The sequence below is a fragment of the Kitasatospora sp. NPDC048540 genome (assembly GCF_040651175.1).
GTDB lineage: Bacteria > Actinomycetota > Actinomycetes > Streptomycetales > Streptomycetaceae > Kitasatospora.
Map to the genome: position 1 here is coordinate 1 of NZ_JBEZIR010000125.1, position 26,696 is coordinate 26,696.

The window sequence follows — 26,696 nt, forward strand, 5'->3', positions numbered from 1 at the left end:
CGGCCTGTTTTTCGGAGCCATGCTCTGGCTCGGTGTCGCGGCACCGGCTGATCGCCGCCGCGGGCGCGCCCGAGTCCACGGTGCGGAGCCGGCTGCACCGGCTGGCCGCGGCCGGCCGACTGCGCACCCACGCCACCGTGGACCCGCGGCTGCTGGGCATGGCGGTCGACGCCAACCTGTGGCTGGACGTGCCGCCCGGGCGGCTGGCCGCGGTCGGGGAGGAGCTGGCGGCCCACCCCCAGGTGCACGGCGTGCTCGCCACCAGCGGCCCGGCCAACCTGATGGCGACGGTGTTCTGCGCCGACCACCAGGGCCTGTACCGGTTCCTGACCGGGACGCTCGGACCGCTGGGCGTCAACCGGGTGGAGACGGCGATCGTGGCGCGGGCGGTGAAGCGGGCCGGCGTGGTGCTGCCGAGCCTGCCGTGACCCGCCCCGGCCGGCGCCGGGCGCGGCAGACTGGAGGCATGTGCCGAAGCATCAAGACCCTCAGGCCGCCGATGGCGCTCGACGTCACCGACGAGGACATCCGCGCCGCCGCCCTCCAGTACGTCCGCAAGATCTCGGGCTTCCGCGCTCCGGCCGCCCACAACCGGGCGGTCTTCGACGAGGCCGTCGAGGCCGTCGCCGAGGCCACCGCGCGGCTGCTCGACGGGCTGGAGGTCCGCGGCGCCGCCGACGCCCGGCAGGCGGCGGGGTAGCGCCCGCCGGAGCGGTGCCGCTGTCGGGAGCGGAAGGCCCTGCCCGTACCGCGGAGCAGGCGGTGCGCGGGGCCGGCGGCTGCGTCCCGGCGGGCGCCGGCTGGGAAGACGATCATCGGTCAGGAAGGACGGGCGCCCCGCTGGGGAGAGCCGTCCGGTGGCCGACCCGGCGGCCCCGCTGCCACCATGCTGGGGCATAGAGATTGCAGTTGCAAGATATGTGCAACAGTGGCGCCCGATGGGCGGTCCCCACGCCGGGCTTCAGCCCTGCGGCCGGAACTGGACGACCGCGTACCCGCCGCCGGTGCGCCAGGCCTCGCCGCCGCGGTCCAGCTCGGCCACCCGGGCCCCGTCGAGGCCGACCACCACCTCGGACTTCAGCGTCCGCAGGGCCGCGACGGCGGACGGGAAATGCCCGGCGGCCCGCGCGAACGGCGTGGTCGGCGGCCAGCGCCGGTCACCCACCAGCCGGCGGTAGTTCAGGTCGCCCTTGACGATCGTCAGCGAGGCGCCCGCGAGCCGCGCCCGCAGATCACCGGGCAGGTCGTGGAACGGCAGGGGCGCGCACAGGAACGGGTGCGTGCGCACGGCCAGCCTGCCGTCGCCGACCGCCCGCCACAGCCGCCCGCCGACGGCCGCCGCCTGCTCCCCGGGGGCCTCGCGCAGCCGGGCGAGGGCCGCGAACACGTCGGCGGCGGTGGCGTCCGAGACGAACCAGGGCTGCGGTTTCACGAACAGGTCGACCGCGGCGGCCGGTCCGGCCGCCAGCAGGTGGTCCGCCAGTACCAGGTCCGGCAGCAGCTCCCGGCCGGCGTTGTCGGCCAGCAGGCAGACCCGGCCGCCCGGATGCCGCTCGAGCCACTGCCACAGCAGGGCGCCGTCGTCGGCGAGCAGCTCGCCCCGCCCGCCGTCCGGCGCCGCGGTCAGCCCGAAACTCAGGTCCGCCCGGTTGCCCCACAGCGCCGAGGACAGCAGCGCCGCCCGCCGCTGCGCCTCCGGCAGCCCGGGCAGCCGGTCCAGTGCGGCGAGCTCCTCGTCCACCGCCGGCCCGGCCAGCTCGGCCGCCTTGAGCGGACCGAACGGGTCGACGCCCTGCCGGGCGCCGGGGCCGGTGAAGCCGGTGGCGTCCAGCAGCCGCCGGTAGAACCAGCTCTCCGCCCACAGGAACGGCGCGCTCTCCCACCGGGTGCCCCAGAGCCCCTGACCCCAGGTCAGCCACTCGGCGCGGTCCGGCGCACCGGGCCCGGGCGGCTCCAGCACGCCGGTGGTGCTCTCGGCGAGCAGCCGTTCCAGGGCCGCGCGCTCCGCGGGCCCGTACGGCAGTGCGTCCAGCACCTGCCGGATCAGTACCGGGTGGCGCCGGTGGAAGACGTCCCGGGCGAACGAGCCGGGCTCGTCGAGGCGGATCACGGGGGCGTCCGGCACGGATCGGTCCCTTCGCTGGTCGGCCACCGAGCCCGCGCGGAAGGCCCCGGGCGGTGGTGCTACGCGCCGGTGGTGGAGCCGGGGCGGATCACCATCATGACCACCACCACGGCCCACAGCAGGTTGAACACCCCGGCCGTCATCGGGAGCAGCCGCAGGGCGCGCTCGGCCCGGCCGAGCTCCTCCCCGGCCGCCTCGCCCGCGTCCAGCGCGTCCACGGTGGCCTGCTGGCCGGGCACCACGGACAGCAGCAGGGTGCCCGCCGACAGCGCGGTCAGCACGATCGAGACGATCAGCCAGGGCTCGCCGATGATGCCCATCACCTGCGCGGTGCCCACTCCCAGGACCGGTACGGCGATCCCGAGCAGCGCGTAGACCTGGGTGATCCGGTGCAGCAGCCGGACCGAGGCCCCGGACGCCGCCCGGTCGGGGCCGGCGGCCAGCGCCTCCTTGGCGCGGCGCGGGAACATGCTCACCGCCACCGCCACCGGGCCGATGAACAGGACCGAGGCCAGGACGTGCAGGCTCAGCAGGAGCTTGGCCATGGTGCGGGGATCCTTACGCGCAAAGGGTGTGCCGCAGAGCTACGGCCGGGCCCCGGGAGGGCCGCCAGCACGCTAACACCCGCTTATCCGGCGCCCGGTGGGCGGGGGAGCGGCCCGGCTCAGGCCGTCCCGACCACCACCGGCACGGTGCTGACGACCGCCGCCAGTGCCCCGCGCAGCCGGTCGTCCCGGTCGAGGACGTGCAGGTCCCCGAAGGTGTGGACGGCGTCGGCCGGGCCGCCCGGCCGCCCGGGGGGCAGCGCGGAGAGGTCCAGCGAGGCCAGCGTGTCGAGGTCGGCCCGGCCGATCTTGACCATCGCCTCCTTGCGCACCCACTGCCGCAGGAACGCGTACGAGGGGTCGGGATGCCCGGCGACCTGGGCCTGTTCGGCGTCGGTGAGCACCCGGGCGAGCAGCGCCGGATCGGGCTGCGGCCGGTCCAGCACCTCCACGTCGACGCCGACCGGCGCCCAGCCGGCGGCCGCCGCGACCACCCCCGCGGTGTGCGAGAGGCTGAGCCAGAAGCCGGGCCGGTCGGTGAGGACGGGGCGGCCGTGGCCGGACAGCCCGCAGCCCGGGCAGACCTGCTCCAGGGCGAGCTCGGCGGGCCGCAGGCCGAGCTGCCGGGCGGCGCACAGCCGGACCAGGATGTGCGCGGCGATGAAGTCGCGCCGGGTCGACTCCCGGCGGAAGCGGTCGGCCCGCTCGCGTTCGATCGGGTTCAGCAGTTGGCGGCTGGCGTCCGGGTGCCCGAGCACCTCGGCGGTGGTGGCGACGATCGCGAGTGGTGACTGGCCGTCGGTTCCGTTCGGCATGCCGTTCCTCCCCTGGCCGTTGTCGGCCGTCACCAACCTACCCGCCGGCCGGCCGCGGCGGTCGGCGGGGCCGGGCGGATGAATCGGGGCGGCGGCGGGGCGTGGCAGCCGTGGGCGGGGGAGCGGCGGCCTTTGGGTGGCAGTCGAATACCCGTTCCCCGACCGGATTGGAGACCTCCGTGCGACCACGGACCCGCACGCCCGCTGCCCCGCCGGCCGCCCCGCCCACCGCCCGGCCGCGCCGTACGGCGCTGCGCCGCGCGGCGGTGGTCACCGGGCTGACCGCGCCGCTGTTCGGGGTGGCCGCGCTGATCAGTGCCGCGCCGCTGCCGCCGCCGCTCGGCGCGTGCACCGGCGCGCAGTGCCCGAACCCGTTCCCGCGGCCCGCGCACAACGGGAACTTCGCCGGCCGGGACGCCTCGATCAGCGTCTTCGCCGGGGGGACGTTCACCGCGACCGGCCGGGCGGCGGAGGCCGAGGGCCAGGTCGTGGTGCTCGGCGACATCACCATCGACAAGACCGGCGGCGGGGTCTACAACATGGGCGTGGCCGGGGTCGGTTCCCGGGTGCCCCCGCCGGACGGCAGCGACCACGTCACCACCGGCGGCAACCTGACCGTCGCCGCCACCAGCAGCCTGCTGATCGGCGGGAGCGATCTGTCCCCCGCCACCGCCTGGGGCAACGTCCGTCACCGGGGCACCACGTCGGGCAGCGTCGTGCTGACCCCGCCCGGACAGCAGATCCAGGACGCCGCGGCCGGGGACAAGTACGCGTCGCTGCGCACCACCATCGCCGACCTGTCGAAGTGCGCGGGCGCCGCGACGGCCACCGGCACCGTGGCCACGGCCGGGCCCACCGTCACCTTCACCGGCGACGGCACGAGCGCCCGGCAGGTCTTCACCGTGACGGACTCCATCGGCACCACCGCGCAGGCCGCCGATCTGGTGTTCAAGGGCATCCCGGCGGGCGCCACCGTGATCGTCAACCTGCTCGCCGACGACGCGCTGGTCAGCACCAACACCGGTTCGGGCAACCCCGGGGACCCGGTCACCGACCTCGGCCCGAAGCTGCTGTGGAACTTCCCGAACGCCACCACCGCGCGGATCGCCGGCGGTGCGCAGTTCCAGGGCTCGGTGCTCGGCGGCAACCCGGCCGGCACCACCACCGTGTCGACCCCCGGTCTGGACGGCCGGGTGTACCTGGCGGGCAGTCTGGTGCACACCTCGGCCTCGACCGGTGTCGAGATCCACAACTACCCGTTCAACGGCGACCTGCCCGACTGCGCCACCACCCCGCCAACCACCTCGGCCAGCGCCTCCGACTCCGGCAGTCCGACGCCCACACCGACGCCCACGCCCAGCCCGACGCCGTCCCCGACGGCCTCCGGCTCGGACACGCCCGAGCCGAGCCACTCCTCCGGCCACCCGCACCCGAGCGGCTCCACGCACCCGTACTCCCCGACCGGTACCCACTCGGGCGAGCCGCTGCCGTCCACCGGCAGCGGGCCGCTGCTGCCGGTCGGGGTGGCGGCGGGCAGCCTGCTGGCGGCCGGCGGCACCGCGTTCCACCTGTCCCGGCGGCGGCGCCGCGGCCGGCACGGCTGATCCGGTCTGCGCCCCCTGCTGCCCGGCCGCCGGCCGGGCAGCAGGGCGGCGGTCAGTGACGCTGCGGCCGGGCGGCGCCGTCCTGCTCGGCGAGGAACCGCTCGACGCTCTCCCGCTCCGCGGCGAAGGCGGCGAGCGGTTCGCCGACCACCCGGCCGGCCAGCTCCACGGCGAGCTCGCCGAGCCCGGCCCGCAGCTCGATCTCGGCCAGCTCCCGGTCGAGGGCGATCGAGGCGCGCGCGGAGGTGACCAGTTCGGCGCGCTCGCGCTGCCCCCCGGCCCGGATCGCGGCGATCAGCGCGGCACCCTCGTCGGTGGCCTCCTGGCGGATCCGGGCGGCCTCGTGCTGGGCGGCGCCGATCTCCGCGCGCAGCGCGGCCAGCGTCGCGTCGGCCTCGGCCCGCAGCGCCTCGGCGCGTTCCTGCCGGCCCTCGGTGGCGTCCCGCCGCTCGGCGAGTATTCGTTCGGCCCGGGGGAGGATCACCTTGGCGAGCATGGCGAAGATCAGGAAGAACACCACGAGTCCGAAGGCGAGTTCGGCGTAGTTCGGCTCCAAAGGTCCCATGGTGCCGACGATATGCATGATTCTGCTTGTGTGTCGCGTGAATTGACGGGGAGACAGCTCACATCCGGATCAGGTTTGACTGCTGCGTGGTGCGTGCAGGCTGTGCAACGATCGCCACAGACCAGATCGGGCCACCACAACCTCCCCGGGGGCGCGCCGTGCCGGACTGCATCGAGTTCCTGACCGACGAGGGCGCCGTGGTCCGCGTCGAGACCGCCGCCGCCGACGGCCACCCGGATTCGTACGGCGCCCCCTACGGCATGGAGCCGGTCGGCCGGGGCGTGGACGGGCAGGTCCGGCACGCCCGGGCCGGGTTCGAGCAGGCGCTGGACGGGGTCAGGGCCGCCGCCGCGGCCGCACTCGCGGTGTTCCGGGACGGCACGCTCCGGCCCGACGGGGTGGAGATCGAGTTCGGCGTGAAACTGACCGCCGAGGCCGGCGCCCTGATAGCCCGCACCGGCGGCGAGGCCCACCTGACCGTCAGACTCTCCTGGGGAGGCGACCGTCCGGGCAGCCCGGACCGGCCCTGAGCCCGCCGATGCAGGAGGTCCGCTGGCTGGTCCGGATCGACACGGAGGCGGCCGCCCCCAGCGTCGGGGCGGGCATGCTGATCTCCGAGCGGGAGGTGCTCACCTGCGCCCACGTGGTGCACGGCGCCCGGCGGGCCACCGTCCGCCTGGTCAACCGCCCCGACCACCCCGCGCTGTCCGCCACCGTGGTGCTGCGCGGCCCCTGGCCCGGGCGTCCGGCCGGCGGCGGTGACGTGGCCGTGCTGCTGCTGGACCGCCCGGTGCCGCCGGAGGTGGCCGGACCCGCGGTCTTCGCCCCGCCGCACCGCTGGGCCTGGCAGGGCGCCGCCCTCGCCGCGTACGGCTTCCCGGTCGGCCACGACAGCGGGCTCAGCAGCGAGGTCCGCCTCACCAGGGGCGGCTTCCGGATCGGCGGCGAGCAGCTCCAACTGGAGCACGAGGGCACCGGGATGCCGCTCTCGCCCGGGTTCAGCGGCGGACCGGTGGTGATCGCCGACACCGGCGAGGTGGTCGGGATGGTGACCGCCGCCCAGGACACCCTCGGCATCCCGCGCAGCCCCGGCGACCGCGGCCGTCCGGCGGTCCGGCTCGGCCGGATGCTGCCCGGCGAGGTGATCGCCGGCTATGTGCCGCAGCTCGCCGACCGCCTGCCGCAGCTGCCACTGCCACCGCTGGCCGTACGGGAGTTGAGGCTGCTGCTGGTCGGTGCCGCACCTCCGGCCGATCCGCTGGAGCTGTACCGCTCGGCCGTCGGCCCGCTCGGCTGCCAGGAACCGCCGACCCGGCCCGCCACCCTCTGGGAGGCCTGCTGGTACCTGCTGACCGAGACCCTGGCGCCGCCCGGCCGGGCCCACCCGGCGGTCGCCTTCGTGAGCCGCACCGCCGAGGCCGCCGAAGCTGCGGGGGCCATCCGGCTCGGCACCGACCTGCGGGGCTGGCTGGCCGACTGGGCGCTCGCCGACGACGACCCCGCCCAACCGCCGCCCGCCGCCCCGGGATCCCCCGCCGCAGGAGCCCCCGCCGCGGGGTCCCTTGCCGCGGGGTCCCTTGCCGCGCCGCCCGCGGCCCCGGCGGCGCCGGGCGGCGAGCGCTGGCGCCCGATCCTGGTCGAGATCAGCCCGAGCGGGGCCGGCCGGGCGTTGTTCCACGTGACCGTCTCCGCCGTCCGGGCCGGCCGGACGGTCGACCCGCACAGCCGGGCCGCGCTGCGGCTCGGCCCCGGCATCCGCCGGTTCGTCCGGGAACGCATCGACCACGAGCTCGGCCTGCTGGAGACCGACGGCGCCGAACTGGTGGTCTTCGCCCTGCCCCGCCGGCTGCTCACCGAGCCCGTCCACACCTGGGCCAGGGACACCGACTACGGCCCGCTCGGCGCCGACCACGCGGTCGTCGTGGTCGACGAGCAGCGCCGCGCCGACCCCGCCGACCGGCTCCAACTGGAGCGCAAGTGGGCCGCGTTACGGGACCACCGGACCACCCGGCTGCACGCCCTGGCCTGCGCCGACCCGCCGGACCACAAGAAGCTGTACCACCAGCTGCGCCCGCCCGAGCGCCCCGAGCTGCCCGCCTTCCCCGGCCCGCCGCGCGGCGCCCCCTACGACCGGCTGCTGGCCGCGGCACTCAAGGCCGGCGCCCCCGCGGTGCTCTGGGCCCGGTGCCCGTGCCCCACCGAGCACGCACCGGCCCGCAGCTGCCGCGGAGAGCAGTTCCTGGCCAGACTGGCGGCCGAACTGGTCGATCTCGGGCCTGCCGATCTCCCGCGCCGGGTCAAGGAGTTGCGGCACCGGGTGGAGGAGAGTGACGATCCTCGGGGGCACTGGGCGGCCGACCTGGTGCTGCTCTGGGAGGACCCGCAGATCGTGCCGAGCCCGGCCCGTCCGTTCCGTACCGTCCCGACCGCACCACCGCTGCGCGGCACCGACCCGTGACCGGCCGCGAGAAGTCCCCGAGCCCCGACCGCACCCCGTTCAGCGCCCACCGGCGACGCGAGACCGACCAGGAGCACAGGCCCATGCCGTTGAAGCGGATCTACCGAGGCGCCGCCGAACCCCACGACGGCATCGCCGAGTTGCCCGCCCCGCCGCCCTGGCGGGCCTTCGACGGCGGCCCCGTGCTCGACCGGCCCGCCGGACCCGACGGGGCCGGACCGACCCCGGTCGGCCACCGGGCCCAGACCTTCCGCCCCACCCGGGAGACCGTCGAACTGGTCAACGCCGCCCTGCACCTGCGCCGCCCGCTGCTGGTCACCGGCCCGCCCGGCGGCGGCAAGTCCAGCCTGCCGTACGCGGTCGCCCGGGAGCTGGGGCTCGGCCCGGTGCTGCGCTGGAACGTCACCAGCCGCTCCAGCCTGCGCGACGGCCTCTACCAGTACGACCCGCTGTCCCGGCTCTACGCCGCCAACCAGGCCGGCCCGGACGCCCGCTCCTCCGACCTGGACGAACACCTGCGGCTCGGCCCGCTGGGCACCGCCCTGCTGCCGTACGGCCGCCCCCGGGTGCTGCTCATCGACGAGATCGACAAGGGCGACCTGGACCTGCCCAACGACCTGCTGCACGTCCTGGAGGAGGGCCAGTACGAGATCGACGAACTGGTCCGCGCCGCCCCGCAGCAGCCCGAGGCCCGGGTGCTGACGGCCGACGGCGGCACCCGGGCGCCGATCCGCGGCGGCCGGGTCCGCTGCCGGGCCTTCCCGTTCACCGTGCTGACCAGCAACGCCGAACGGGAGTTCCCGGCCGCGTTCCTGCGCCGCTGCGTGGTGCTGGAACTGCGCCGGCCGCAGGGCCCCGAACTGGAGGCCATCGTCAAGTCCCACCTGCCCGAGGCGGACGCCGAGTTGGTGGACGAGCTGGTGCAGGTCTTCCTGTCCCGCCGGGAGGAGGGCGAACTGGCCACCGACCAGCTGCTGAACGCCATCTACCTGACCAGCCGGCCCGAACTGGCCGACGCCGCCGACCGGGCGGCGCTCGCCGCCCAGGTGATGCCCTACCTCAGCCGCGGCCGGGACGACGATGTCTTCTGAGACCGGCGGCCTCGACCGGCTGGCCGCCCTGCTCACCGGCCTCGGGCTGGGCGAACCCGGCCCGGTCGAACTGGCCGAGCTGCTCTGGCTGGCCGCCCGCGGCGCCGAGGCCGGCGCCGACGCCGAGCCGGAACCGGCCGCCCCGCCCGGCGAGGACGGGCGGGACCCGGACGGGCCCGGCGGCGCCGGCGCCGGCGGCGCGGGCTGGACCGCGGGCGGCGGCAAGGAGCCGGGACCGGCCCGCACCGCCCTGCACCTGCCCTCCCTCGACCCGGCCGACGGGCTGACCGACGCCGCCCCGGTCTCCGCCGCCAGCCCCCCGATGCTGGCCCGTCCGCTGATGCTGCAGCGCGCGCTGCGCCCGCTCAAGCGCCGGGTCGCGCACCCCCGGCGCCGCCTGCTGGACGAGGCCGCCACCGCCGACCGGCTCGCCGAGGCACTGCGCTCCCCGGAACGGCCCCGCGGGCCGGCCGCGCCGCGTGATGCCGCCGCACCGCGCGAGGGCAGCGGGCTGCGCTGGCTGCCGGTGCTGCGCCCGGACACCGAGCGCTGGCTCGACGTCCACCTGGTCCTGGACTGCGGCCCGACCATGGCGATGTGGCGTCCGCTCGCCCGCGAACTGCGCGGCGTGCTCCAGCAGACCGGCGCCTTCCGGACGGTGGAGACCGCCCGGCTCGGCGCCGACGGCGCCCTGACCGAGTGCCGGCCGACCGACGGCCGCAGCGCCGTGCTGGTGCTGAGCGACTGTATGGGCCCGCAGTGGCGGCCCGGCGCGGCGGGCGACCGCTGGCACCGCACCATGCTGGGCCTGGCCCGCCGGGTGCCGGTCGCCGTGGTGCAGCCGCTGCCCGAGCGGCTGTGGCCGCTGGCGGCGGTACCGGCCGCCGCCGGGGAGTTCACCGCATCGGAGGCCGGCCAGCCGGCCGCCGGGTACGGCTTCGCCCCGGCCGCCGCAGCCCGGCCGCCCGGCACGGTCGCCCTGCCGGTGCTGGAACCCTCGGCCAACTGGCTGGCCAACTGGGCCCAGCTGGTGGGCAGTCCGACCGGCGGACGGGTCTTCGGCGCGGCGCTGCTGGTCGGCGCCGACCGGTGCGGCGCCGAGGGCGGCGCGGGTCCGGAGCCGGAGGAGCTGACCGCCGAGGAACTGGTGCTGCGGTTCCGTTCCACCGCCTCCCGGGAGGCCTTCGCGCTGGCCGGGCTGACCGCGCTGACCACCCCGGCGCTGCCGGTGATGCGGCTGCTCCAGCGGGCCGGGTTCGCCCGCCCGCAGCCGCAGCACCTGGCCGAGATCGTGGTCAGCGGGCTGCTGCGGGAGCACACCGGACGCCAGGGCTACTACGACTTCCGGGCCGGGGTGCGGGACGTCCTGCTGGGTACCGTGCCGCGTTCGCTGGCGCACCAGGCCGTCGAACTGCTGACCAGGATCGGCGGCGAGCTGGCCGACGCCTCCGGCCGCGGCGCCGCCCGCAGTCCGTTCCCGGCGCTGGCCCCCACCGACCGCGGCGGCATGGCGGCACTGCTGGAACAGCGCCCGTTCGCGCTGGTCGACCCGGACGCGCTGGACCTGCTCGGGGCCCGGGGCCGCGCCGAGTTCCGGCCCTTCGACCGGGCCGGGGCCGACGGCCGGACCCAGGGCCAGGACCGCGGCCAGGACCGGGACCGCACGTCCGGTCCCGGGCAGCCGGCCGGGCGGACCCCGGGCGCCGCCCACCGCCCGGGCACCCCGCAGCCCCCGGCCGCGGCACCGGCCGCCGAGGGGCTGCCCGACCCGGAGCGCTCCCGGGCGGTGCTGCTGCTCACCACGGCCCGGCAGGACCCGGGTGAGCCGCGCACCCCCGACGAGTACCGGGCCCTGCGCGAACTGGCCGGGCTGGCGGAGGCGTTGGCCGATCCGTACCTGGTGGGGCTGGACCGGCGGCACATCTGGCTCGGCGAGGACGACCCGGAGGGTTTCCTGCGGGCGCTGCGCCGGGCCGCCCAGGAGGCCGAGGACGCGCTGATCGTCCACCTCGGCGGTCCGGCGCCGCTGCCGGGGACCGAGCCGGCGACCCCCGCCGGGGAGCGGGTGCCCGCGGTGGGCTGGCAGGCGGTGGCGGCGGTGGTGGCGGGTGCGGCGGCCGCCAAGCGGCTGCTGATCCTGGACGGCTCGGCCGAGCCGTCGGCGGAGGCGCCGCCCGCCCCGGCGGTGCAGCTGGACGGGCACCTGGTGATGGGGGTGCGGGATCCGGCCGAGCGCTCGGTGGCGGGCTGCCTGGCCGCCGCACTGCGGCAGGGCGACCCCGCGCTGCCACGGGAGTTGACGGCCAGTCAGGTGATCTCGCTGGCGCTGTTCGAGCAGCCCGCGCCGTCGTTCGGGGTCCGGGAGCCGGACGGCGGGCGGACCTTCCCGCTGTCGCGCAACGCGGCGCTGCCGCTGGGTCTCGGGCCGGCCGCGGTGCGGCCCTCGCACGGCGGCGGCCGGTGGCGCGAGGTGCAGCCGCTGGAGGTCCCGCGGCCGTACTTCTTCCTGAGCTACGCGCGCGGCCCGGCGGCCGGGCGCTGGGTGGAGCAGCTGTTCGACGACCTGAGCGAGGAGGTGCTGCAGCTCACCGACCTGCCGACGGCGGTCCCGGCGGGGTTCGCCGACCGCGGTTCGGAGCTGGACAGCTGGGCCCGCTGGCAGATCACCGAGGCGCTGGCGGGCTGCCGGGTCTTCGTCCCGCTGTACTCGCCGCAGTACTTCGCCGACGACCGCTGCGGCCGGGAGTGGTACGGCTTCGCCCGGCGGGCCGAGCGCGCGCCGAGGGCGGCGGCCGGCTGGTCGAGCGGGATCGTGCCGGTGCAGTGGCTGCCGACCGAGCCGGCGCTGCTGCCGGAGCCGGCCCGGCGGCTCGGCCTGGAGCACGTCGGCCCGGGGCCGGACCCGCTGGGCGGCGGCCTGTACGGGCTGATGCGCACCGGCCGGTCCCGGGGCCGCTACGAGCTGACGGTGCACCGGCTGGCGGTACGGATCGTCCAGGTCGCGCACGAGACCCGGATCCCGGCCGCCCGGCCGCTGTCCTGGGAGACGCTGGAGAACGCCTTCGCTACGTCACCGCCCCCCGCCGGCTGAAGCGCTCCTCGCGCCACTCGCCGCTGTCCAGCACCTCGGCGAGGTGCCGGGCGGCGTCGAAGACGTCGGTGTACGAGAGGTAGAGCGGGGTGAAGCCGAACCGCAGCAGGTCGGGCGCGCGGAAGTCGCCGATCACCCCGCGCGCGATCAGCGCCTGCATCACGGCGTAGCCGTCCGGGTGCCGCAGCGAGACCTGGCTGCCGCGGCGGGCGTCCTCGGCCGGGGTGACGGACGGCAGGCCGAGCGGCGCCACCAGGTCGAGGAACAGGCCGCTCAGCGCGAGGCTCTTGGCCCGTACGGCGTGCAGGTCGGCCTTCTCCCAGACGTCCAGGCTGGCCTCCAGGGCGCCCATCCCGAGCAGCGGGGGCGTGCCGGTCAGGAAGCGCCGCACGCCGTCGACGGGGGCGTAGCCGGGCTCGAAGGCGAACGGCCGGGCGTGCCCGAACCAGCCGCTGAGCGGCTGCCGGGCGTCGGCCTGGTGGCGTTCGGCGGCGTACAGGAAGGCGGGCGCGCCGGGGCCGCCGTTGAGGTACTTGTAGGTGCAGCCGACGGCGAAGTCGACCCCGCAGTCGTCCAGGGCGACCGGCAGGGCGCCGGCGCTGTGGCACAGGTCCCAGATCATCAGGGCCCCGGCGCGGTGCACCTGTTCGGTGATCGCGGCCATGTCCAGCAGTTCGCCGGTTCGGTAGTCGACGTGCGACAGCACCACGGCCGCGACCTGCTCGTCGAGCAGCCGGCCGAGGTCGGCGGCGGTCGGCAGCAGGAGCGGCTCCACGCCGTCGAACAGGGCGGTCGCGCCCTCGGTGATGTACAGGTCGGTCGGGAAGGCGCCGTGCTCGGCGAGCACGGCGGTGCGGCCGGGACGCAGCCGCAGGGCCGCGCCGAGCACCTTGAACAGGTTGACCGAGGTGGAGTCGCAGACCACCAGCTGCCCGGGCGCGGCACCGACCAGCGGTGCGATCCGCTCGCCGAGGCCCTGCGGCAGCTGGTACCAGCCGGCGTCGTTCCAGCTGCGGATCAGGCCCTCGCCCCACTCCAGCTCGACCATCCGGCGGATCCGGTCCGAGGTGCCGCGGGGCAGCGCGCCCAGCGAGTTGCCGTCCAGGTAGAGCACACCGGCGGGCAGCGCGAACTCCTCGCGCAGGTGGGCCAGCGGGTCGGCGGCGTCCAGCGCGGCGCAGTCGGCGCGGGTGGCGGTCACAGGGCGTTCCTCACGTTCCACAGCTCGGGGAAGACGTCCTGGTCGGCGGACTGCTTCAGCCAGTTCAGGCCGCTGGAACCGCCGGTGCCGGGCTTGGCGCCCATCGAGCGCTTGACCGCGGCGTAGTGCCGCTGCCGCCAGCGGGTGACCCGCTCGGCGGTGTCCAGCAGGGCCTCGCCGAGCCGGGCCAGCTCGGCCAGCTCCGGGTCCGAGTAGACGGTATGCCAGGCCTGCTCGACCTGCTCGCTGGGCCGGTGGCGGGCGGGGACGGGCCGGTGCGGCGCCGCGACGCCGCGCCGGTCCAGCAGCGCCAGCGCGTCGTCGTACAGGCTGGGGGCGTGCAGCGCGGCGGCGAGGTCGGCGTGGGTGGCCGGGGACTGCTCGTACATCCGCAGCAGCGACTCGCTCTTGTTGCCGAGCAGGAACTCCAGCCGCAGGAAGGCGGAGGACTGGAAGCCGGAGGCCTCGCCGAGCACCGAGCGGAAGCCGTTGAACTCGGCCGGGGTCATGGTGGCCAGCAGGTCCCAGGAGGAGACCAGCACGTCCTGGACGTGGGCGCCGCGCCCCAGGGCGGCGAGCGCGGCGGTCAGATCGTCCTCGCGCAGCGCGTGCTGGGCGGAGGTCCACTCGTGCTGCAGCAGGTCGAAGAGCAGCTCCATCACCTGGGTGGTGATGATGAACGACAGCTCGGCCGGCACCTTGCTGCGCGGCTGCTGGAGGCTGTGCAGCGTGTCGAGGTGGACGTAGCGGGCGTACGGGGTGCCGGTGCCCGGCTCCTCCCCGTCGCGGAAGGAGAGGTTCGGCCGGTCTGCGGCGTCCCCATTCATACCGGTTCCTCCTGGAGCGCCTGGGATCGCCCGCCTACCGGCGGGGTGGCACCTATTGTGCGGCGGCGCGCGCTGCTCTTGAATGGGCGACGGGCATCCGATGCGGCTGTCAGCCTTGCGGACGAAAGCCGTTCGCCCGGTTCGGCCTTCCGAACGCAAAGCCGGACTCTGCGAACCGCAACCGCCGGCGGGCGGAGCCGGTGCCCGCCGACCGGAGGGAGCCGTGATGGACGCCGTGGACCGCCTGCTGCTGGCCGAACTGCAGGCCGATGCCCGCCTGTCCTACAACGAGCTCTCCCGCCGGGTGAACCTCTCCGCGCCGGCCGTCGCCGAACGGGTCCGCCGACTGGAGGCCGACGGGGTGATCGCCGGGTACCACGCGCACATCGACCCGGCCCGGGCCGGGGTGGCCGTGATGGCCCTGGTGTCGATCCAGTGCTACGGCCCGCGCTGCCTGCTGCGGGACCCGGCGGTGCCGGACTGGCCCGAGGTCCTCCAACTGCACCGGGTGACCGGCGGCGCCTGCTGCACCCTGCTGATCGGGGTCGCCGACATGGCCGCCTTCGAGCGGCTGATCGACCGGCTGGCCGGCTACGGCCAGCCGGCCAGCTCGATGATCCTCTCCAGCCCGGTGCCCTGGCGCCCGCTGATCGCCCCGGGCTGAGCGGCCCGTCCCCGCACGCTCCGCCCCCGGAGCTCCGCCCGGGCGGCGCCCCCGGCTCGGACGCACCGCCGAATCGCCCAGGTCCGACCCAGTACGTGGGCGTTTCGCCGGCCCGCCCGGCCGGGCGCCCACCGCCGCGCGCTGATCCGACGCGAACGGTGGGACAGGCCCTACCCTGCCGCCATGACGATCACCGACGACCGCACCCTCCCCGCAGCCCTGGCCGAGGTGGCCGGGTCCGCCTTCGACTACGCCGAGGACGGCATCGACTACGAGCCGTTCGACGCCTTCCTGGCGGCCGAGGAGACCGCCGACTGGCTGCTGTCCTGGACCGGGAACCCCGAGGCCGACGCCGCCGCGTTCCGGGTGTTCGGCCAGGACGGCACCGGCGGCTACGCCGCCTTCTGGCTGGTGCGCCCGGGCCGGCCGGTGGCCGAGCAGCCGGTGGTCTTCCTCGGCTCCGAGGGCGAGGCGGGGGTGGCGGCCGGTTCGCTGGCCGACCTGCTGTGGCTGCTGGCCGCCGGGCTCGGCCCGCTGGAGGCGGTCGAGTACCCGGACCGGCCGGAGCACCCGATGCCCGCGCTGGCCGCGATCGCCGAACGCCACGCGCCCGGTGCCCGGCGTCCCGCGGCGGAGATCGTCGCCGCCGCGCAGGCCGAGTTCCCCGGCTTCGAGGAGTACGTCGACGGCCTCTGCGGCTGACGGCCGGGCCCGCCCGCAGGCCGCTCAGCCGATGTACGCCTGGGCGTCGATCTCCACCAGCATCGCCTCGTGCGGCAGTTCCACGAAGACGGTGGTGCGGCAGGGCTTCACCCCGCCCTCGGGCAGGTGACGCGCGATGAACTCGCCGTACACCTCGTTCATCGGGTCGAAGTCCTCCCGCTTGGTCAGGTAGACCCGGAACATCAGCACGTCCTCGACGGTCGCGCCGCCCGCCTCCAGTACCGCCCGGACGTTCTCCAGGGTCCGCAGGGTCTGCGCCTTCACGTCCCCCGGGTACAGGTACGCGGAGGTGGCCGGGTCCTGCGGGCCCTGCCCGGAGACCTGCAGCAGCGGCCCCGTGCGGACGCCCTGGGAGAACACCCAGGCGGGGGCGGGCGCGCCGTCGGTACGGACCTCGGTCTTCATCTGCATCGCTCCTGTCGGTCGGTCGGTCGGTCAGCCGGCGGCCCGGTGGCCGCAGTCGGCGGAGATGGCGGCGGCGGTGGCCAGCAGCTGCGGCAGCAGCGCCAGCACCCCCTCGTACGGCAGCAGCACGTCCGGCACCGACAGCGAGGCGGCCGCGACCACCCGGCCGGTGGCGTCCCGGACGGGTGCGGCCACGCAGTTGATGAACGACTCGTGCTCGGCCCGGTCCCGGGCCCAGCCCCGCTCGGCCACCCGGTCCAGTTCGGCCAGCAGCGCCTCGGGCGTGGTCAGGGTGTTCGCGGTGAACGGCGTCAGCTCGATCCCCGCCACCACCCTGCGCCGCTCGGCCAAGGGGAGCCCGGCCAGCAGCACCTTGGACACCGCGGCGCAGTGCAGCGCGGCCCGCAGCCCGATCCGCGAGTACATCCGCACCGGGTGCCGGGAGTCGTACTTGTCGATGTAGACCACCTCGCCGCCCTCGTAGGCGGCCAGGTGCACGGTCTGGCCGGTGGCCGCGTTCAGCTCGCGCAGGTGGCCGGCGGCCACCGTCCGCACCCCGCGCTGCTCCAGCGCCTGGCCGGCCAGCGCGAACAGCTGCGGGCCCAGCCGGTAGCGGTGGGCGGCGTCGCGCTGCACCACCCGGGCCTCCTCCATCGGCCGCAGCAGCCGCAGCGCGGTGCTCTTGTGCGCGTCCAGGACGGCCGCCAGCTGCTCCAGGGTCCGTTCGCCCTCGGCGAGTTCGGCCAGCAGGCGCATCGCGCGGGCGACCGTCGTGCTGCTCACCGGGCGCCGCCCGGGTGGAAGCCGGCCGCGTCCACCCGGACGGCGGCCCAGCCGGCCTCGTCCGCGGCCAGCAGCCGCTCGACCGTCTCCGGCGGCGGCGGGACGGCTAGGTCGCGCCGGTGGGTCAGCGCCGCGGCCGCGGTCAGGTGCCCGAGCCGCAGCCGGCCGCGTTCGGGCAGGCCGCGCAGGACGCCCGCCAGGTAGCCGGCGGCGAAGCCGTCCCCGGCGCCGGTCGGCTCCACCACCTCGACCCGCAGGGCGGGTTCGGCGAGGGCGGAGCCGTCCGGCGCGATGGCGGTCGAGCGGTGGCCGTCGTCCTTGAGCACCAGCACCTCGGGCCGCGGCAGCAGCCTGCGCAGGGCCTCCGGGTCGTCGGTGCCGAGCACCTCGCGGGCCTCGTCGGCGCCCAGCAGCACGATCTGCGAGCCGTTCATCAGGAACCGCAGCGCCTGCCGGTCCCGGCCGGCCCACAGGGCGGGCCGCCAGTTCAGGTCGAAGCTGATCCGGCGGCCCGGTACCGCCAGCAGTGAGCGCACCAGCCGGTGGCAGCTGTCGGAGAGCGCGGGGGTGATGCCGGTCAGGTGGATCAGCCGGGCGCCGTCCAGCAGCGGCGCGGCCACCGGGTCGGCCAGCACCTCGGGGCCCATCGCGGAGGCGGCCGAGCCGCGCCGGTAGTAGTGCAGGCGGCTGCGGCCGGCGCCCAGGTCGTACGGGTGCCCGTCGCCCGCGCCGGTCTCCTTGAGGTAGAGGCCGGTGGGGCGGTCGGGGTCGACGGACACCGCCGAGGTGTCGACGCCGTGCGCGGCGATCCGGGCCACCAGGCTGCGGCCGAGGCCGTCCGCGCCGACCCGGCTGATCCAGGCGGCGCCGACGCCGAGCGCGGCCAGGGCGCAGGCGACGTTGGACTCCGCGCCGCCGAAGCCGCGCCGGAAGGTCTCGGCGTCCTCCAGCGGGCCGGTCCGTTCCGGCATCAGCACGGCCATCGACTCACCGAGACAGACGGCGGCGGGGGTGGTCACCGGGCGGCTCCAGACGGGCGGGGGCGGGGTCGTTGACCAGTGGTCTGGACCTGAGGTTAGATCACGTCCACAAGCTGTGCAACGACCGTTGCGGAAAACGCAACAGAGAAGGGGTGGCCCCGGTGGCGTCCATCGACCGCGCCAGGGTGGCGGCGCTCGCCGAGGAGCGGCTGGACTGGCGGTTCAAGGCCGTGCCGGCCGCCGCCGCGGGCCGCACCGTCGCCGAGTACCTGGCCACCGGCCCGACCCTGGACGACCTCGGCACCCCGCTGGTCACCCTCGACTCGGGCGCCCTCGACCACAACCTGCGCACCATGGCGGGCTGGTGCGAACGCGCCGGGGTGGAGCTCGCCCCGCACGGCAAGACCTCGATGGCCCCCGCGCTGTGGCAGCGCCACCTCGACGCCGGGGCCGTCGCGATCACCCTGGCCAACCTGCCGCAGCTGCGCGTCGGCCGCGCCTTCGGCCTGCGCCGGATCCACCTGGCCAACTCCCTGCTCGACCCGGCCGGCCTGCGCTGGCTGGCCGGTGAACTGGCCGCCGACCCGGAGTTCCGGTTCGCCTGCTGGGTCGACTCCACCGACTCCGTCGCCCTGATGGACCGGGCGCTGCGCGGCGCCCCGGCCCCGGTCGACGTCTGCGTCGAACTCGGTGCCCGCGGCGGCCGGACCGGCGCCCGCACCGTCGCCGAGGCCGTCGAGGTGGCCGACGCCGTGCTCGCCTCGCCCGGCCTGCGGCTGGCCGGCGTCAGCGGCTACGAGGGACCGCTCGGCCCGGACGGCTCGGACGACTCGGTCGCCACCGTCATCCGCTACCTGGCGCACCTCGCGGAGCTGCACCACGAGCTGACCGGCCGGTACGAGACCGAGGAGGTCTGGGTCACGGCCGGCGGCAGCGCCTTCTTCGACACTGTCGCGGACCACCTCGCGCCGCTGGCCGGGCCGCGCACCCGGGTGGTGCTGCGCTCCGGCGCGTACGCCGCCCACGACGACGGCTTCTACCGCGGCATCTCGCCGTTCGGCCGGACCCCGGACTCCGAACCCTTCCGGGCCGCCCTGCACGGCTGGGCCCGGGTGGTCTCCCGGCCCGAGCCCGCCCTCGCCCTGCTGGACGGCGGCCGCCGTGACCTGCCGTACGACCTGGGCCTGCCGAAGCCCCAACTGGTGCGCGGCCGGGGCCCGCTGACCGGCGCCGTCAGCGCGCTCAACGACCAGCACGCGTTCCTGCGCGACGCCGACGTGCGGATCGGCGACGTCGTGCGGCTCGGCATCTCGCACCCGTGCACCGCCTTCGACAAGTGGACCCTGATCCCGGTGCTCGACTCCGCCGACGCCGAAGTCCCGCGCGTGGTGGACCTGGTGAGGACCTTCTTCTGATGCCGGACCTGCTGATCCGGGGTGCCTGGATCATCGACGGCACCGGAGCCGGGCGCCGCCGCGCCGACCTCGCCGTCACCGGCGGCGTGATCACCGAACCCGACGGCGCCCCCGCCGCCCGCACCATCGACGCCGACGGACTGGTGCTGGCCCCCGGCTTCATCGACATGCACGCCCACTCCGACCTGGCCGTCCTCACCGAGCCGGCGCACCTCGCCAAGGTCGGCCAGGGCGTCACCTCGGAGGTGCTCGGCCAGGACGGCCTGTCCTACGCACCGGTGGACGACGACACCCTGGACCGGCTGCGCCGCCAACTCGCCGGCTGGAACGGCGATCCGGACGGCCTCGCCTGGGACTGGCGCACCGTCGGCCAGTACCTGGACCGCCTGGACGCCTCCGGCCTCGCCGCCAACGCCTGCTACCTGGTCCCGCACGGCACCCTGCGCGCCCTGGCCGTCGGCTGGGAGGACCGGCCCGCCACCGCGGCGGAGCTCGCCCGGATGCGGACGCTGCTCGCCCAGAGCCTGCGCGAGGGCGCGGTCGGCCTGTCCAGCGGACTCACCTACACCCCCGGCATGTACGCCCCGACCGCCGAACTCACCGAGCTGTGCCGGGTGGTGGCCGCGTACGGCGGCTACCACTGCCCGCACACCCGCTCGTACGGCGCCGGGGCGCTGGCCGCCTACGCCGAGATGATCGAGGTCTCCCGGCGCAGCGGCGCCCCGCTCCACCTCACCCACGCCACCATGAACTTCGGCGTCAACGCGGGCCGCGCCGAGGAGTTCCTGGCGCTGGTGGACGCCGCACTGGCCGACGGCCTGGACATCAGCATGGACAGCTACCCGTACCTGCCGGGCTCCACCACGCTGGCCGCGCTGCTGCCCTCCTGGTCCACCGAGGGCGGTCCGGACCGCACCCTGGAACGGCTGGCCGACCCGGCCGCCCGGGCGCGGATCCGGGTCGACATGGAGGAGTCCGGCAGCGACGGCTGCCACGGGGTGGTCGCCGACTGGGCCACCGTCCAGATCTCGGGGGTGCGCGACCCGCGCCTGGCCGACCGGGTCGGACGCACCGTCGCCGAGCTGGCCGGCGACGGCGGTGCGACCGAGGCCTTCCTCGACCTGCTGGTGGCCGACCGGCTGGGTACCACCATCCTCCAGCACGTCGGCCACGAACCGAACGTCCGCGCCATCATGCGGCACCGGGTGCACACCGCGGGCAGCGACGGGCTGCTCACCGGCGCCCGCCCGCACCCCCGGGCCTGGGGCACCTTCCCGCGCTACCTCGGCCACTACGCCCGCGAGTTGGGCGTGCTCACGCTGGAGGGGGCGGTGGCCAGGATGACCGGCCGGCCGGCCCGCCGGCTCGGTCTGCACCGGCGCGGGCTGATCCGCCGGGGGTACGCCGCCGACCTGGTGCTGTTCGATCCGCTGACGGTCCGTGACACCGCCACCTTCGAGGCACCGCGGCGGCCCGCGGCCGGCCTCCCGTACGTGTTCGTCAACGGCACCGCCGTGATCGACGACTCCCGTCCGACCGGCGCCCTGCCGGGCCGCACCCTGCGCCGCCGAACCACCGGAGAGACCCGATGACCGTCCTTCGTCCGCTCGCCGCGGACCGCGTGATAGCCGTGGTCCGCGCCCCGGCGATCCCCGACGCCGCCGCGCTGTGCGCCGCCCTCGCCGAGGGCGGTATCCGCTGGGTGGAGTTCACCTTCACCACGCCGGGCGTCACGGCGCACCTGCGCCGGGCGACGGCGGCCGGCACCGGCTGCCGGATCGGGGTGGGCACGGTGCTCACCGCCGCCGCGGCCGGGCAGGCCGTCGACGCGGGCGCCGAGTACCTGGTGACGCCGGGGCTGCGGCCCGAGGTGGCGGCGGTGAGCACGGTGCCGGTGATCATGGGCGCGCTGACGCCCACCGAGGTCGCGGCCGCGGTCGACCTGGGCGCGGCCGCGGTCAAGATCTTCCCCGCCCGCGCGTTCGGGCCCGGCTACCTGCGGGACCTGCACGGCCCGTTCCCCGGCACGCCGTTGATCGCCTCCGGCGGGGTGAGTGCCGCCAACGCCGCCGAGTTCCTGGCGGCCGGTGCGCTCGCGGTGTGCGCGGGCAGCGAGGTGGTGACGCCGGCGCTGGTCGCCGCGGGCCGCTGGCGGGAGATCACCGACCGCGCCCGCACCTTCACCGCCGCCCTTCACTGAGCCCGTGGCCCGGGTTCCGGGCGCGCGGTGGGCCCCGGCGGGGTGAGCGCCGTTGTCGTGCGGCAGCTCGGCGCCGGGGCCGTCCCGGCCCGCACCGCGGCGGGTCCGCCCCCGGTCGGGATGGTTCGGCCACGACTGCCCGGCCGCGCTCCGGCCGGCGGGGTGTTCGGCTCCGCCGCTGTCGACCTTGCCGCCCATGAGCATACCGGGTATACATACTCGGTATGCGCCAGCGCCGGGGCCACCCGGCGGCGCGGCAGGCACCGAGGGGGCGGCCGCGCACAGCACCCGTACGCGAGGAGAACCGAAGAGTGACGACACAGCACAGGGAACCCGGGGGCGCCGTCCTGCACCTGCAGGAGGTGTCCCGGGTGCACGGCCGCGGCGCGGCCCGGGTCCACGCGCTCAGCGGCGTCGACCTGGCCGTCCGCCCCGGCGAGTTCGTCGCGGTGATGGGCCCCAGCGGCTCCGGCAAGTCCACCCTGCTCGCCCTCGCCGGCGGCCTGGACCGGGCCACCTCCGGCCGGGTGGTGATCGAGGGCCGCCCGCTGGGGTCGCTCTCGCGCAACGCCGTCGCCGCCGTCCGCCGCCGCTCGGTCGGCTACGTCTTCCAGGACTTCAACCTGATCCCCGCCCTGACCGCCGCCGAGAACGTCGCCATCCCGCGCGAACTCGACGGCGCCCCGGGCCGGACCGCCCGCACCGAGGCGCTCGCCGCCCTCGACGAACTCGGCATCGCCGAACTCGCCGACCGCTTCCCGGACGAGATGTCCGGCGGCCAGCAGCAGCGGGTGGCCATCGCCCGGGCACTCATCGGCCAGCGCCGCCTGGTCCTCGCCGACGAACCCACCGGCGCCCTCGACTCCGCCACCGGCGAAGCCGTCCTGTCCGTGCTGCGCTCCCGCTGCGCCGCCGGGGCCGCCACCGTCATGGTCACCCACGAACCCCGGCACGCGAACTGGGCGGACCGGGTGGTCGTGCTGCGCGACGGCCGGATCACCGACCCCGCCGAGGCCACCGGCCCCACCGTCCCCGGCGCCCACGGCGGTGCCCGGTGAAGCTCTCCGCCTGGCGGGCCGCCCTGCGGATCGCCCGCCGCGACGCCCTGCGGGCCAAGGGCCGCAGCGCCCTGGTGATCGCCATGGTCGCGCTCCCGGTGCTCGGCGTCACCGCCGCCGACATCACCGCCCGCAGCGGCCGGCTGACCCCGCAGGAACAGGCGACCCGGGTGATGGGCTCCGCCGACGCGTACGTGGCGGCCCGGCAGCCCGGCTGGCGGCTCCAGCAGTCGCCGGACCCGGCCGGTGACGTCCTGGTGCTGTCCAGGAGCGGCGCCAAACCCACCCCGACCGAGGAGGAGGCTGCCCGGGCCGGCCAGCCCCTCGAGCGGCTGGTCGAGGCGGCCCTCCCGCGCGGCGCCGTCCTGCTGCCCGTCGAGACGCCCACCGGCTACGTCGGCACCAGCACCGCCTACGGGCAGCTGCCCGTGCAGACCTACGGCGTCGACCTGGGCGCCCCCGCCGCCCGTGGCCTCACCACCCTGCGCGAGGGCGCCTGGCCGTCCGGCAGCCACGAGGTCGCGGCGACCACCGCCTTCCTGGACCACGCGGGGCTGAAGGTCGGCCAGCAGACCACCCTGGCCGGGACCGCCCAGCCGCTGCGGATCACCGCCGCCGTCGAGTACCCGGGCGACCTGGGCGTCGACCGCCTGATCGGCCGGCCGGGCGAGCTGTCCGGGCTGCTCGAACCCGTCCTGAACGCCGCCGGGCGGTCCACGGCGGGCGACCCGGCGGCCCACGGCTGGCTGGTCACCGTCCCCGGTGGCGGTGGCCTCGGCTGGCAGGACGTGCAGCACGCCAACGCGTACGGCTTCACGGTGGCCTCCCGCACGGTGCTGGCCGACCCGCCGCCGGACCGCGAGGTCCCGCTGTACCGCGACGGCTCCCGCTCCCACACCGAGGCCGTGCTCGCCGCCGACAAGAAGTCCACGGTGGCCGCCACCGTGGTCGGCATGGCCCTGCTGGAGATGGTGCTGCTGGCCGGCCCGGCGTTCGCGGTCGGCGCCCGGCGCTCCCGCCGGCAGCTCGGCCTGATCGCGGCCGGCGGCGGTGAGCGCTCGCACGTACGCGGTGTGGTGCTGGCCGGCGGCGTGGTGCTGGGCGGGGTCGGCGCACTGGCCGGCGCCGGACTCGGCGCCCTCGCGGTGGCCCTCGGCCGGCCCTGGCTGGAGAGCCGGTCAGGTGCCCGCTTCGGCCACTTCGCGGTCGAGCCCGCGGACCTGCTCGGCATCACCGCGATCGGCCTGCTGACGGCCGTCCTCGCGGCGGTCGTCCCGGCCGTCCAGGCGGCCCGGCAGGACGTGGCCGCCTCCCTCGCCGACCGCGGCACCATCCGCCCGCCGGCCCGCTGGCTCACCCTGCTCGGTGCCGCGACGGTGCTGGCCGGCGCGGCGCTCGCGCTGCTCGGCGCCGGCAGCGGCTACCGCACCAGGGTGGTGGCGGCGGGTTCGGTGCTCGCCGAGCTCGGCCTGGTGCTGTGCGTCCCGTTCCTGGTGGGACGGCTCGGCCGGCTCGCCCGGCTGCTCCCGCTCGGCCCCCGGCTGGCGCTGCGCGACGCCGGCCGCCACCGCGGCCGCACCGCGCCCGCCGTCGCGGCCGTGATGGCGGCGGTGGCCGGCGCGGTGGCGGTGCTGACCTTCCAGGCCGGCACCGCGGCGGCGGACCGCGCCGGGTACGCGCCGTCGGCCCCGTCCGGCGCCGTCACCCTGCGCGTCCAGGCCGGCGACCCGGCCGGTCCGCGGGCCGCGGTCGAGCGGTCGGTACCCGGCCTCGGCCCGCGCGCCGACCTGCAGACGGTCGGCTACGGCGCCTGCGACGGCACCCCGGGCGGCTTCTGCGGCCGGATCGCCCTGACCACCCCAGCGGAGAACCTCTGCCCGCCGCTGTCCGGCCTGCCGGCCGACAGCTACGGCGCCCGGATCACCACCGAGAACGCCGAGCGGCTGCTGGCGACCGACCCGCGGTGCAGGCCGGCCGTCGCCCCGGACGCCCAGCAGTTCGGCGAACTGGTCGCGGGCGACGCCGCGCTCCTGCACAACCTGCTCGGCGCGGACGCGCCCGAGGCGGCCGGCGCGCTGGCCGAGGGCCGGGTGGTGGTCCTCGACCCCGCCCTGGTCAAGGACGGATCGGTGACCCTGGCGCTCACCCGTTTCGGCGCCACGGGACCGGAGGGCAACACCGCCTCGACGCTCACCCTGCCGGCCGTGGCGGCCAAGGCCGAGGTGCCCTCGGTCCGGGCCGTGCTGTCACCGGACGCGGCCCGGCGGGCCGGCTTCGTCCTCGCCCCCGCGGGCTCGGTGTGGCGGCCCGCGCAGGCCCCGTCCGCGGCCGCCGAACAGCGGGCGGCCGCCGCGGTCACCGCCGACGGCATCCGCAACGACCTGCGGGTCGAGCGCGGCTACCGGGGCGGCCACGACGACGTGGTGGCGCTCGGGCTCGGGGTGGCCGCCTCGGTGGTGGCCCTCGCCGCGGCCGGCATCGCCACCGGCCTGGCGGCCTCGGACTCCCAGCGCGACCTCGCCACCCTGGCGGCGGTCGGCGCCGGTAGCGGGATCCGGCGCAGGCTCTCCGGCCTGCAGTGCGCCCTGATCGCCGCCGTCGGCGCGGTGCTCGGGACGGCGGCCGGTCTGCTGCCCGCCGCCGCCGTCCAGCAGGTGCAGAACGCCGGCGCGGTGGCCTCGGTCGATCCCACCGGCGGTATCGAACTCGGCACCCACCCGATGGTGCTGCCGTGGCCCTACCTGGCCGCCGTGCTGGTCGGGCTGCCCCTGCTCTCCTGGGCGCTCGCCGCCGGTCTCACCCGCTCCCGGGTCGCGATGGCCCGCCGGGCGGACTGACCGGGGCGGGGCAGCCGGGGGATCGCGAGGGCGCGCAGGACGCGCCCTCGGGGGCGGGGTGACGGGCCGGTTCCGTTCAGCGGAGCAGGACCGTCACCCCGCCCTCCTCCAGCACCGCCACGATCGCCTCGAAGTAGCTCGGCCCCCCGTCCCGCGCCGCCCCCGGCCACCCGGCCAGTCGCCGCCGGGCCACCTGGGCGTCCTCCCACTCCAGGACGTACGGCGGCACCGGCCCGTAGCCGCCGCGCAGGCAGTCGGCGAGCGCGTCCAGGTTCCGGCCGTAGTAGCCGCCCGGCGCCCCGACCGCGCGGCCGAGCGCGGTCCAGAACGCGGCCGGGTCGGTCACGCCCGCGCCGGGCAGCCGGTAGACCGGCAGGTCACCGGGGTGGGCCGGGGTCGTTGCGTGGTCGGGCACGGCGCTCCAGGGTCGGACGGATCGGGCTACGGATTAGCCCGAATGGCGGTCCCGGGTCGAGCGGCCCCGGCCGCTGGGCTGGGATGGGAAGGACGGACGCGGCGCCGGCCGTGCCACCGGACCCAGGGGCGTCACCATGACCAGTCTGTACCGCAAGGACCTCGGCCTGCTGGCCCTGCGCACCGCCGTCGGCGGTGTCCTCGTCGCCCACGGCACGCAGAAGCTGTTCGGCTGGTTCGGCGGCGGCGGCCTGGAGGGCACCGCCCAGGCCATGGAGCACATGGGCTTCGAGCCCGGCCGGCAGAGCGCCATCGCCTCCGGGCTGGGCGAGGCCGGCGGCGGCGCGATGCTGGTGCTGGGCCTCGCCACCCCGGTCGCCGGGTCGGTGGTCGCCGGCACCATGGCCGGTGCGATCTCCGTGCACGCCCCGGCCGGTTTCTTCGTCACCAGCGGCGGCTTCGAGTACCCCGCCCTGCTCGGCGCCTGCGGCCTCTCGCTGGGCGTGGCGGGCGCCGGACGCTACTCGATGGACCACGCGCTCGGACACACCGTGGACCGGCCCTGGCTCGGGGTGCTCGCCTTCACCGCCGCCGCGCTCGGCGCCGTGGCGGTGGTGACCCGCCGTCAGGACGTGGTCCGGCGGCGGGAGGCGCGGGCCGCCGACGAGGCCGCCGACCAGGCGGGCACCGGACTCTCCTGACCGCCCGCCCGGGGTCACGGACGGCGGCCGCCACGGCGGTCCCCGTTAGCCGGGCCCTCCCACTGGGCATGATCGCGTCGGCGCGGCCGCCGGGCCGCGTACGCCCGGGGACGCGGGCACGCCGCCCCGAGGGTCCTGGCGTTCTGCAAGCTCGCCGAGGCCCGGGCCCTGGCCAAGCAGCGCGACGGCGTTGG

At 76.7% G+C, this 26,696-nt stretch carries 25 protein-coding genes; 15 read left to right on the top strand and 10 right to left on the bottom strand.

Annotated elements, in window-relative coordinates; all coding sequences use genetic code 11:
• Nucleotides 1–32: 32 nt before the first annotated feature.
• Entirely contained in the window at nt 33–428 is a 396-nt protein-coding gene (locus AB0D08_RS33090) for an Lrp/AsnC family transcriptional regulator (protein ID WP_359893959.1), read from the top strand.
• Nucleotides 429–466: 38 nt separating this feature from the next.
• Nucleotides 467–700, top strand: coding sequence for a DUF2277 domain-containing protein (locus AB0D08_RS33095; protein WP_033820716.1), 234 nt, complete (start codon nt 467–469; stop codon nt 698–700).
• Between the two features lie 261 nt (nt 701–961).
• Here the strand turns inward: AB0D08_RS33095 and AB0D08_RS33100 are convergent, their stop codons facing one another.
• The 3 genes from AB0D08_RS33100 to AB0D08_RS33110 all read right to left on the bottom strand — a co-directional run bounded on the left by AB0D08_RS33100 (nt 962) and on the right by AB0D08_RS33110 (nt 3,485).
• Complete coding sequence (locus tag AB0D08_RS33100; protein ID WP_359893961.1) at nt 962–2,125, bottom strand: damage-control phosphatase ARMT1 family protein; 1,164 nt, start codon at nt 2,123–2,125, stop codon at nt 962–964.
• 59 nt (nt 2,126–2,184) lie between these two features.
• Complete coding sequence (locus AB0D08_RS33105) at nt 2,185–2,670, bottom strand: DUF2269 family protein (protein ID WP_033820714.1); 486 nt, start codon at nt 2,668–2,670, stop codon at nt 2,185–2,187.
• 119 nt (nt 2,671–2,789) lie between these two features.
• Nucleotides 2,790–3,485, bottom strand: coding sequence for a 4'-phosphopantetheinyl transferase superfamily protein (locus tag AB0D08_RS33110; RefSeq protein ID WP_033820713.1), 696 nt, complete (start codon nt 3,483–3,485; stop codon nt 2,790–2,792).
• Nucleotides 3,486–3,664: 179 nt separating this feature from the next.
• On the opposite strand from AB0D08_RS33110, the gene AB0D08_RS33115 reads away from it, so the two are divergent.
• Nucleotides 3,665–5,089, top strand: coding sequence for a choice-of-anchor A family protein (locus AB0D08_RS33115; protein ID WP_359893962.1), 1,425 nt, complete (start codon nt 3,665–3,667; stop codon nt 5,087–5,089).
• A gap of 52 nt (nt 5,090–5,141) precedes the next feature.
• Here AB0D08_RS33115 and AB0D08_RS33120 read toward each other — a convergent pair whose 3' ends face one another.
• Nucleotides 5,142–5,654, bottom strand: a complete 513-nt coding sequence (locus tag AB0D08_RS33120) for a hypothetical protein (RefSeq protein ID WP_359893964.1) — start codon at nt 5,652–5,654, stop codon at nt 5,142–5,144.
• A 158-nt stretch (nt 5,655–5,812) separates the two neighbouring features.
• Between AB0D08_RS33120 and AB0D08_RS33125 the strand changes: the two genes are divergently transcribed.
• The 4 genes from AB0D08_RS33125 to AB0D08_RS33140 all read left to right on the top strand — a co-directional run bounded on the left by AB0D08_RS33125 (nt 5,813) and on the right by AB0D08_RS33140 (nt 12,294).
• Complete coding sequence (locus AB0D08_RS33125) at nt 5,813–6,184, top strand: CU044_2847 family protein (protein WP_033820709.1); 372 nt, start codon at nt 5,813–5,815, stop codon at nt 6,182–6,184.
• A gap of 8 nt (nt 6,185–6,192) precedes the next feature.
• On the top strand, nt 6,193–8,112 hold the full coding sequence (locus tag AB0D08_RS33130) for a trypsin-like peptidase domain-containing protein (RefSeq protein ID WP_051812527.1): 1,920 nt from the start codon (nt 6,193–6,195) through the stop codon (nt 8,110–8,112).
• 83 nt (nt 8,113–8,195) lie between these two features.
• Entirely contained in the window at nt 8,196–9,203 is a 1,008-nt protein-coding gene (locus tag AB0D08_RS33135; protein WP_033820708.1) for a MoxR family ATPase, read from the top strand.
• Nucleotides 9,193–12,294 (top strand): TIR-like protein FxsC, encoded by a 3,102-nt coding sequence (locus tag AB0D08_RS33140; protein WP_359893965.1) that lies wholly within the window; start codon nt 9,193–9,195, stop codon nt 12,292–12,294. Before AB0D08_RS33135 ends, AB0D08_RS33140 begins: the two co-directional genes overlap by 11 nt.
• Here the strand turns inward: AB0D08_RS33140 and kynU are convergent.
• The gene (kynU, locus tag AB0D08_RS33145; RefSeq protein ID WP_359893966.1) at nt 12,269–13,495 is read right to left on the bottom strand and encodes a kynureninase; all 1,227 of its coding nucleotides are present in this window, start codon (nt 13,493–13,495) and stop codon (nt 12,269–12,271) included. The genes AB0D08_RS33140 and kynU overlap by 26 nt on opposite strands.
• Entirely contained in the window at nt 13,492–14,322 is an 831-nt protein-coding gene (locus AB0D08_RS33150; RefSeq protein WP_033823234.1) for a tryptophan 2,3-dioxygenase family protein, read from the bottom strand. Before AB0D08_RS33150 ends, kynU begins: the two co-directional genes overlap by 4 nt.
• Before the next feature lie 226 nt (nt 14,323–14,548).
• On the opposite strand from AB0D08_RS33150, the gene AB0D08_RS33155 reads away from it, so the two are divergent.
• Complete coding sequence (locus AB0D08_RS33155; RefSeq protein WP_199520432.1) at nt 14,549–14,986, top strand: Lrp/AsnC family transcriptional regulator; 438 nt, start codon at nt 14,549–14,551, stop codon at nt 14,984–14,986.
• A 183-nt stretch (nt 14,987–15,169) separates the two neighbouring features.
• Nucleotides 15,170–15,688, top strand: coding sequence for a hypothetical protein (locus tag AB0D08_RS33160; RefSeq protein WP_033823236.1), 519 nt, complete (start codon nt 15,170–15,172; stop codon nt 15,686–15,688).
• A 24-nt stretch (nt 15,689–15,712) separates the two neighbouring features.
• Here the strand turns inward: AB0D08_RS33160 and AB0D08_RS33165 are convergent, their stop codons facing one another.
• The 3 genes from AB0D08_RS33165 to AB0D08_RS33175 are packed head-to-tail and all read right to left on the bottom strand — an operon-like array spanning nt 15,713 to nt 17,916.
• Nucleotides 15,713–16,114 carry a RidA family protein gene (locus tag AB0D08_RS33165; protein WP_359893968.1) on the bottom strand — a complete coding sequence of 134 codons (402 nt, stop codon included), beginning with the start codon at nt 16,112–16,114 and terminating at the stop codon, nt 15,713–15,715.
• A 30-nt stretch (nt 16,115–16,144) separates the two neighbouring features.
• Complete coding sequence (locus AB0D08_RS33170) at nt 16,145–16,897, bottom strand: IclR family transcriptional regulator (RefSeq protein WP_051813636.1); 753 nt, start codon at nt 16,895–16,897, stop codon at nt 16,145–16,147.
• The gene (locus AB0D08_RS33175) at nt 16,894–17,916 is read right to left on the bottom strand and encodes a sugar kinase (protein WP_359893969.1); all 1,023 of its coding nucleotides are present in this window, start codon (nt 17,914–17,916) and stop codon (nt 16,894–16,896) included. Before AB0D08_RS33175 ends, AB0D08_RS33170 begins: the two co-directional genes overlap by 4 nt.
• A 122-nt stretch (nt 17,917–18,038) precedes the next feature.
• On the opposite strand from AB0D08_RS33175, the gene AB0D08_RS33180 reads away from it, so the two are divergent.
• The 5 genes from AB0D08_RS33180 (at nt 18,039) to AB0D08_RS33200 (ending at nt 25,387) form a co-directional block, all read left to right on the top strand.
• The gene (locus AB0D08_RS33180; protein ID WP_359893971.1) at nt 18,039–19,292 is read left to right on the top strand and encodes an alanine racemase; all 1,254 of its coding nucleotides are present in this window, start codon (nt 18,039–18,041) and stop codon (nt 19,290–19,292) included.
• Nucleotides 19,292–20,884, top strand: a complete 1,593-nt coding sequence (locus AB0D08_RS33185) for a D-aminoacylase (protein ID WP_359893972.1) — start codon at nt 19,292–19,294, stop codon at nt 20,882–20,884. The genes AB0D08_RS33180 and AB0D08_RS33185 overlap by 1 nt, the downstream gene beginning before the upstream one ends.
• Nucleotides 20,881–21,492 (top strand): bifunctional 4-hydroxy-2-oxoglutarate aldolase/2-dehydro-3-deoxy-phosphogluconate aldolase, encoded by a 612-nt coding sequence (gene eda / locus AB0D08_RS33190; protein ID WP_033823240.1) that lies wholly within the window; start codon nt 20,881–20,883, stop codon nt 21,490–21,492. The genes AB0D08_RS33185 and eda overlap by 4 nt, the downstream gene beginning before the upstream one ends.
• 311 nt (nt 21,493–21,803) lie before the next feature.
• Nucleotides 21,804–22,550 (top strand): ABC transporter ATP-binding protein, encoded by a 747-nt coding sequence (locus AB0D08_RS33195; RefSeq protein WP_051813638.1) that lies wholly within the window; start codon nt 21,804–21,806, stop codon nt 22,548–22,550.
• The gene (locus AB0D08_RS33200) at nt 22,547–25,387 is read left to right on the top strand and encodes an FtsX-like permease family protein (protein ID WP_359893974.1); all 2,841 of its coding nucleotides are present in this window, start codon (nt 22,547–22,549) and stop codon (nt 25,385–25,387) included. Before AB0D08_RS33195 ends, AB0D08_RS33200 begins: the two co-directional genes overlap by 4 nt.
• A gap of 76 nt (nt 25,388–25,463) precedes the next feature.
• Here the strand turns inward: AB0D08_RS33200 and AB0D08_RS33205 are convergent, their stop codons facing one another.
• Complete coding sequence (locus tag AB0D08_RS33205; protein ID WP_051814005.1) at nt 25,464–25,802, bottom strand: barstar family protein; 339 nt, start codon at nt 25,800–25,802, stop codon at nt 25,464–25,466.
• A gap of 136 nt (nt 25,803–25,938) precedes the next feature.
• On the opposite strand from AB0D08_RS33205, the gene AB0D08_RS33210 reads away from it, so the two are divergent.
• Entirely contained in the window at nt 25,939–26,502 is a 564-nt protein-coding gene (locus AB0D08_RS33210) for a DoxX family protein (protein WP_033824474.1), read from the top strand.
• Nucleotides 26,503–26,696 lie beyond the last annotated feature (194 nt).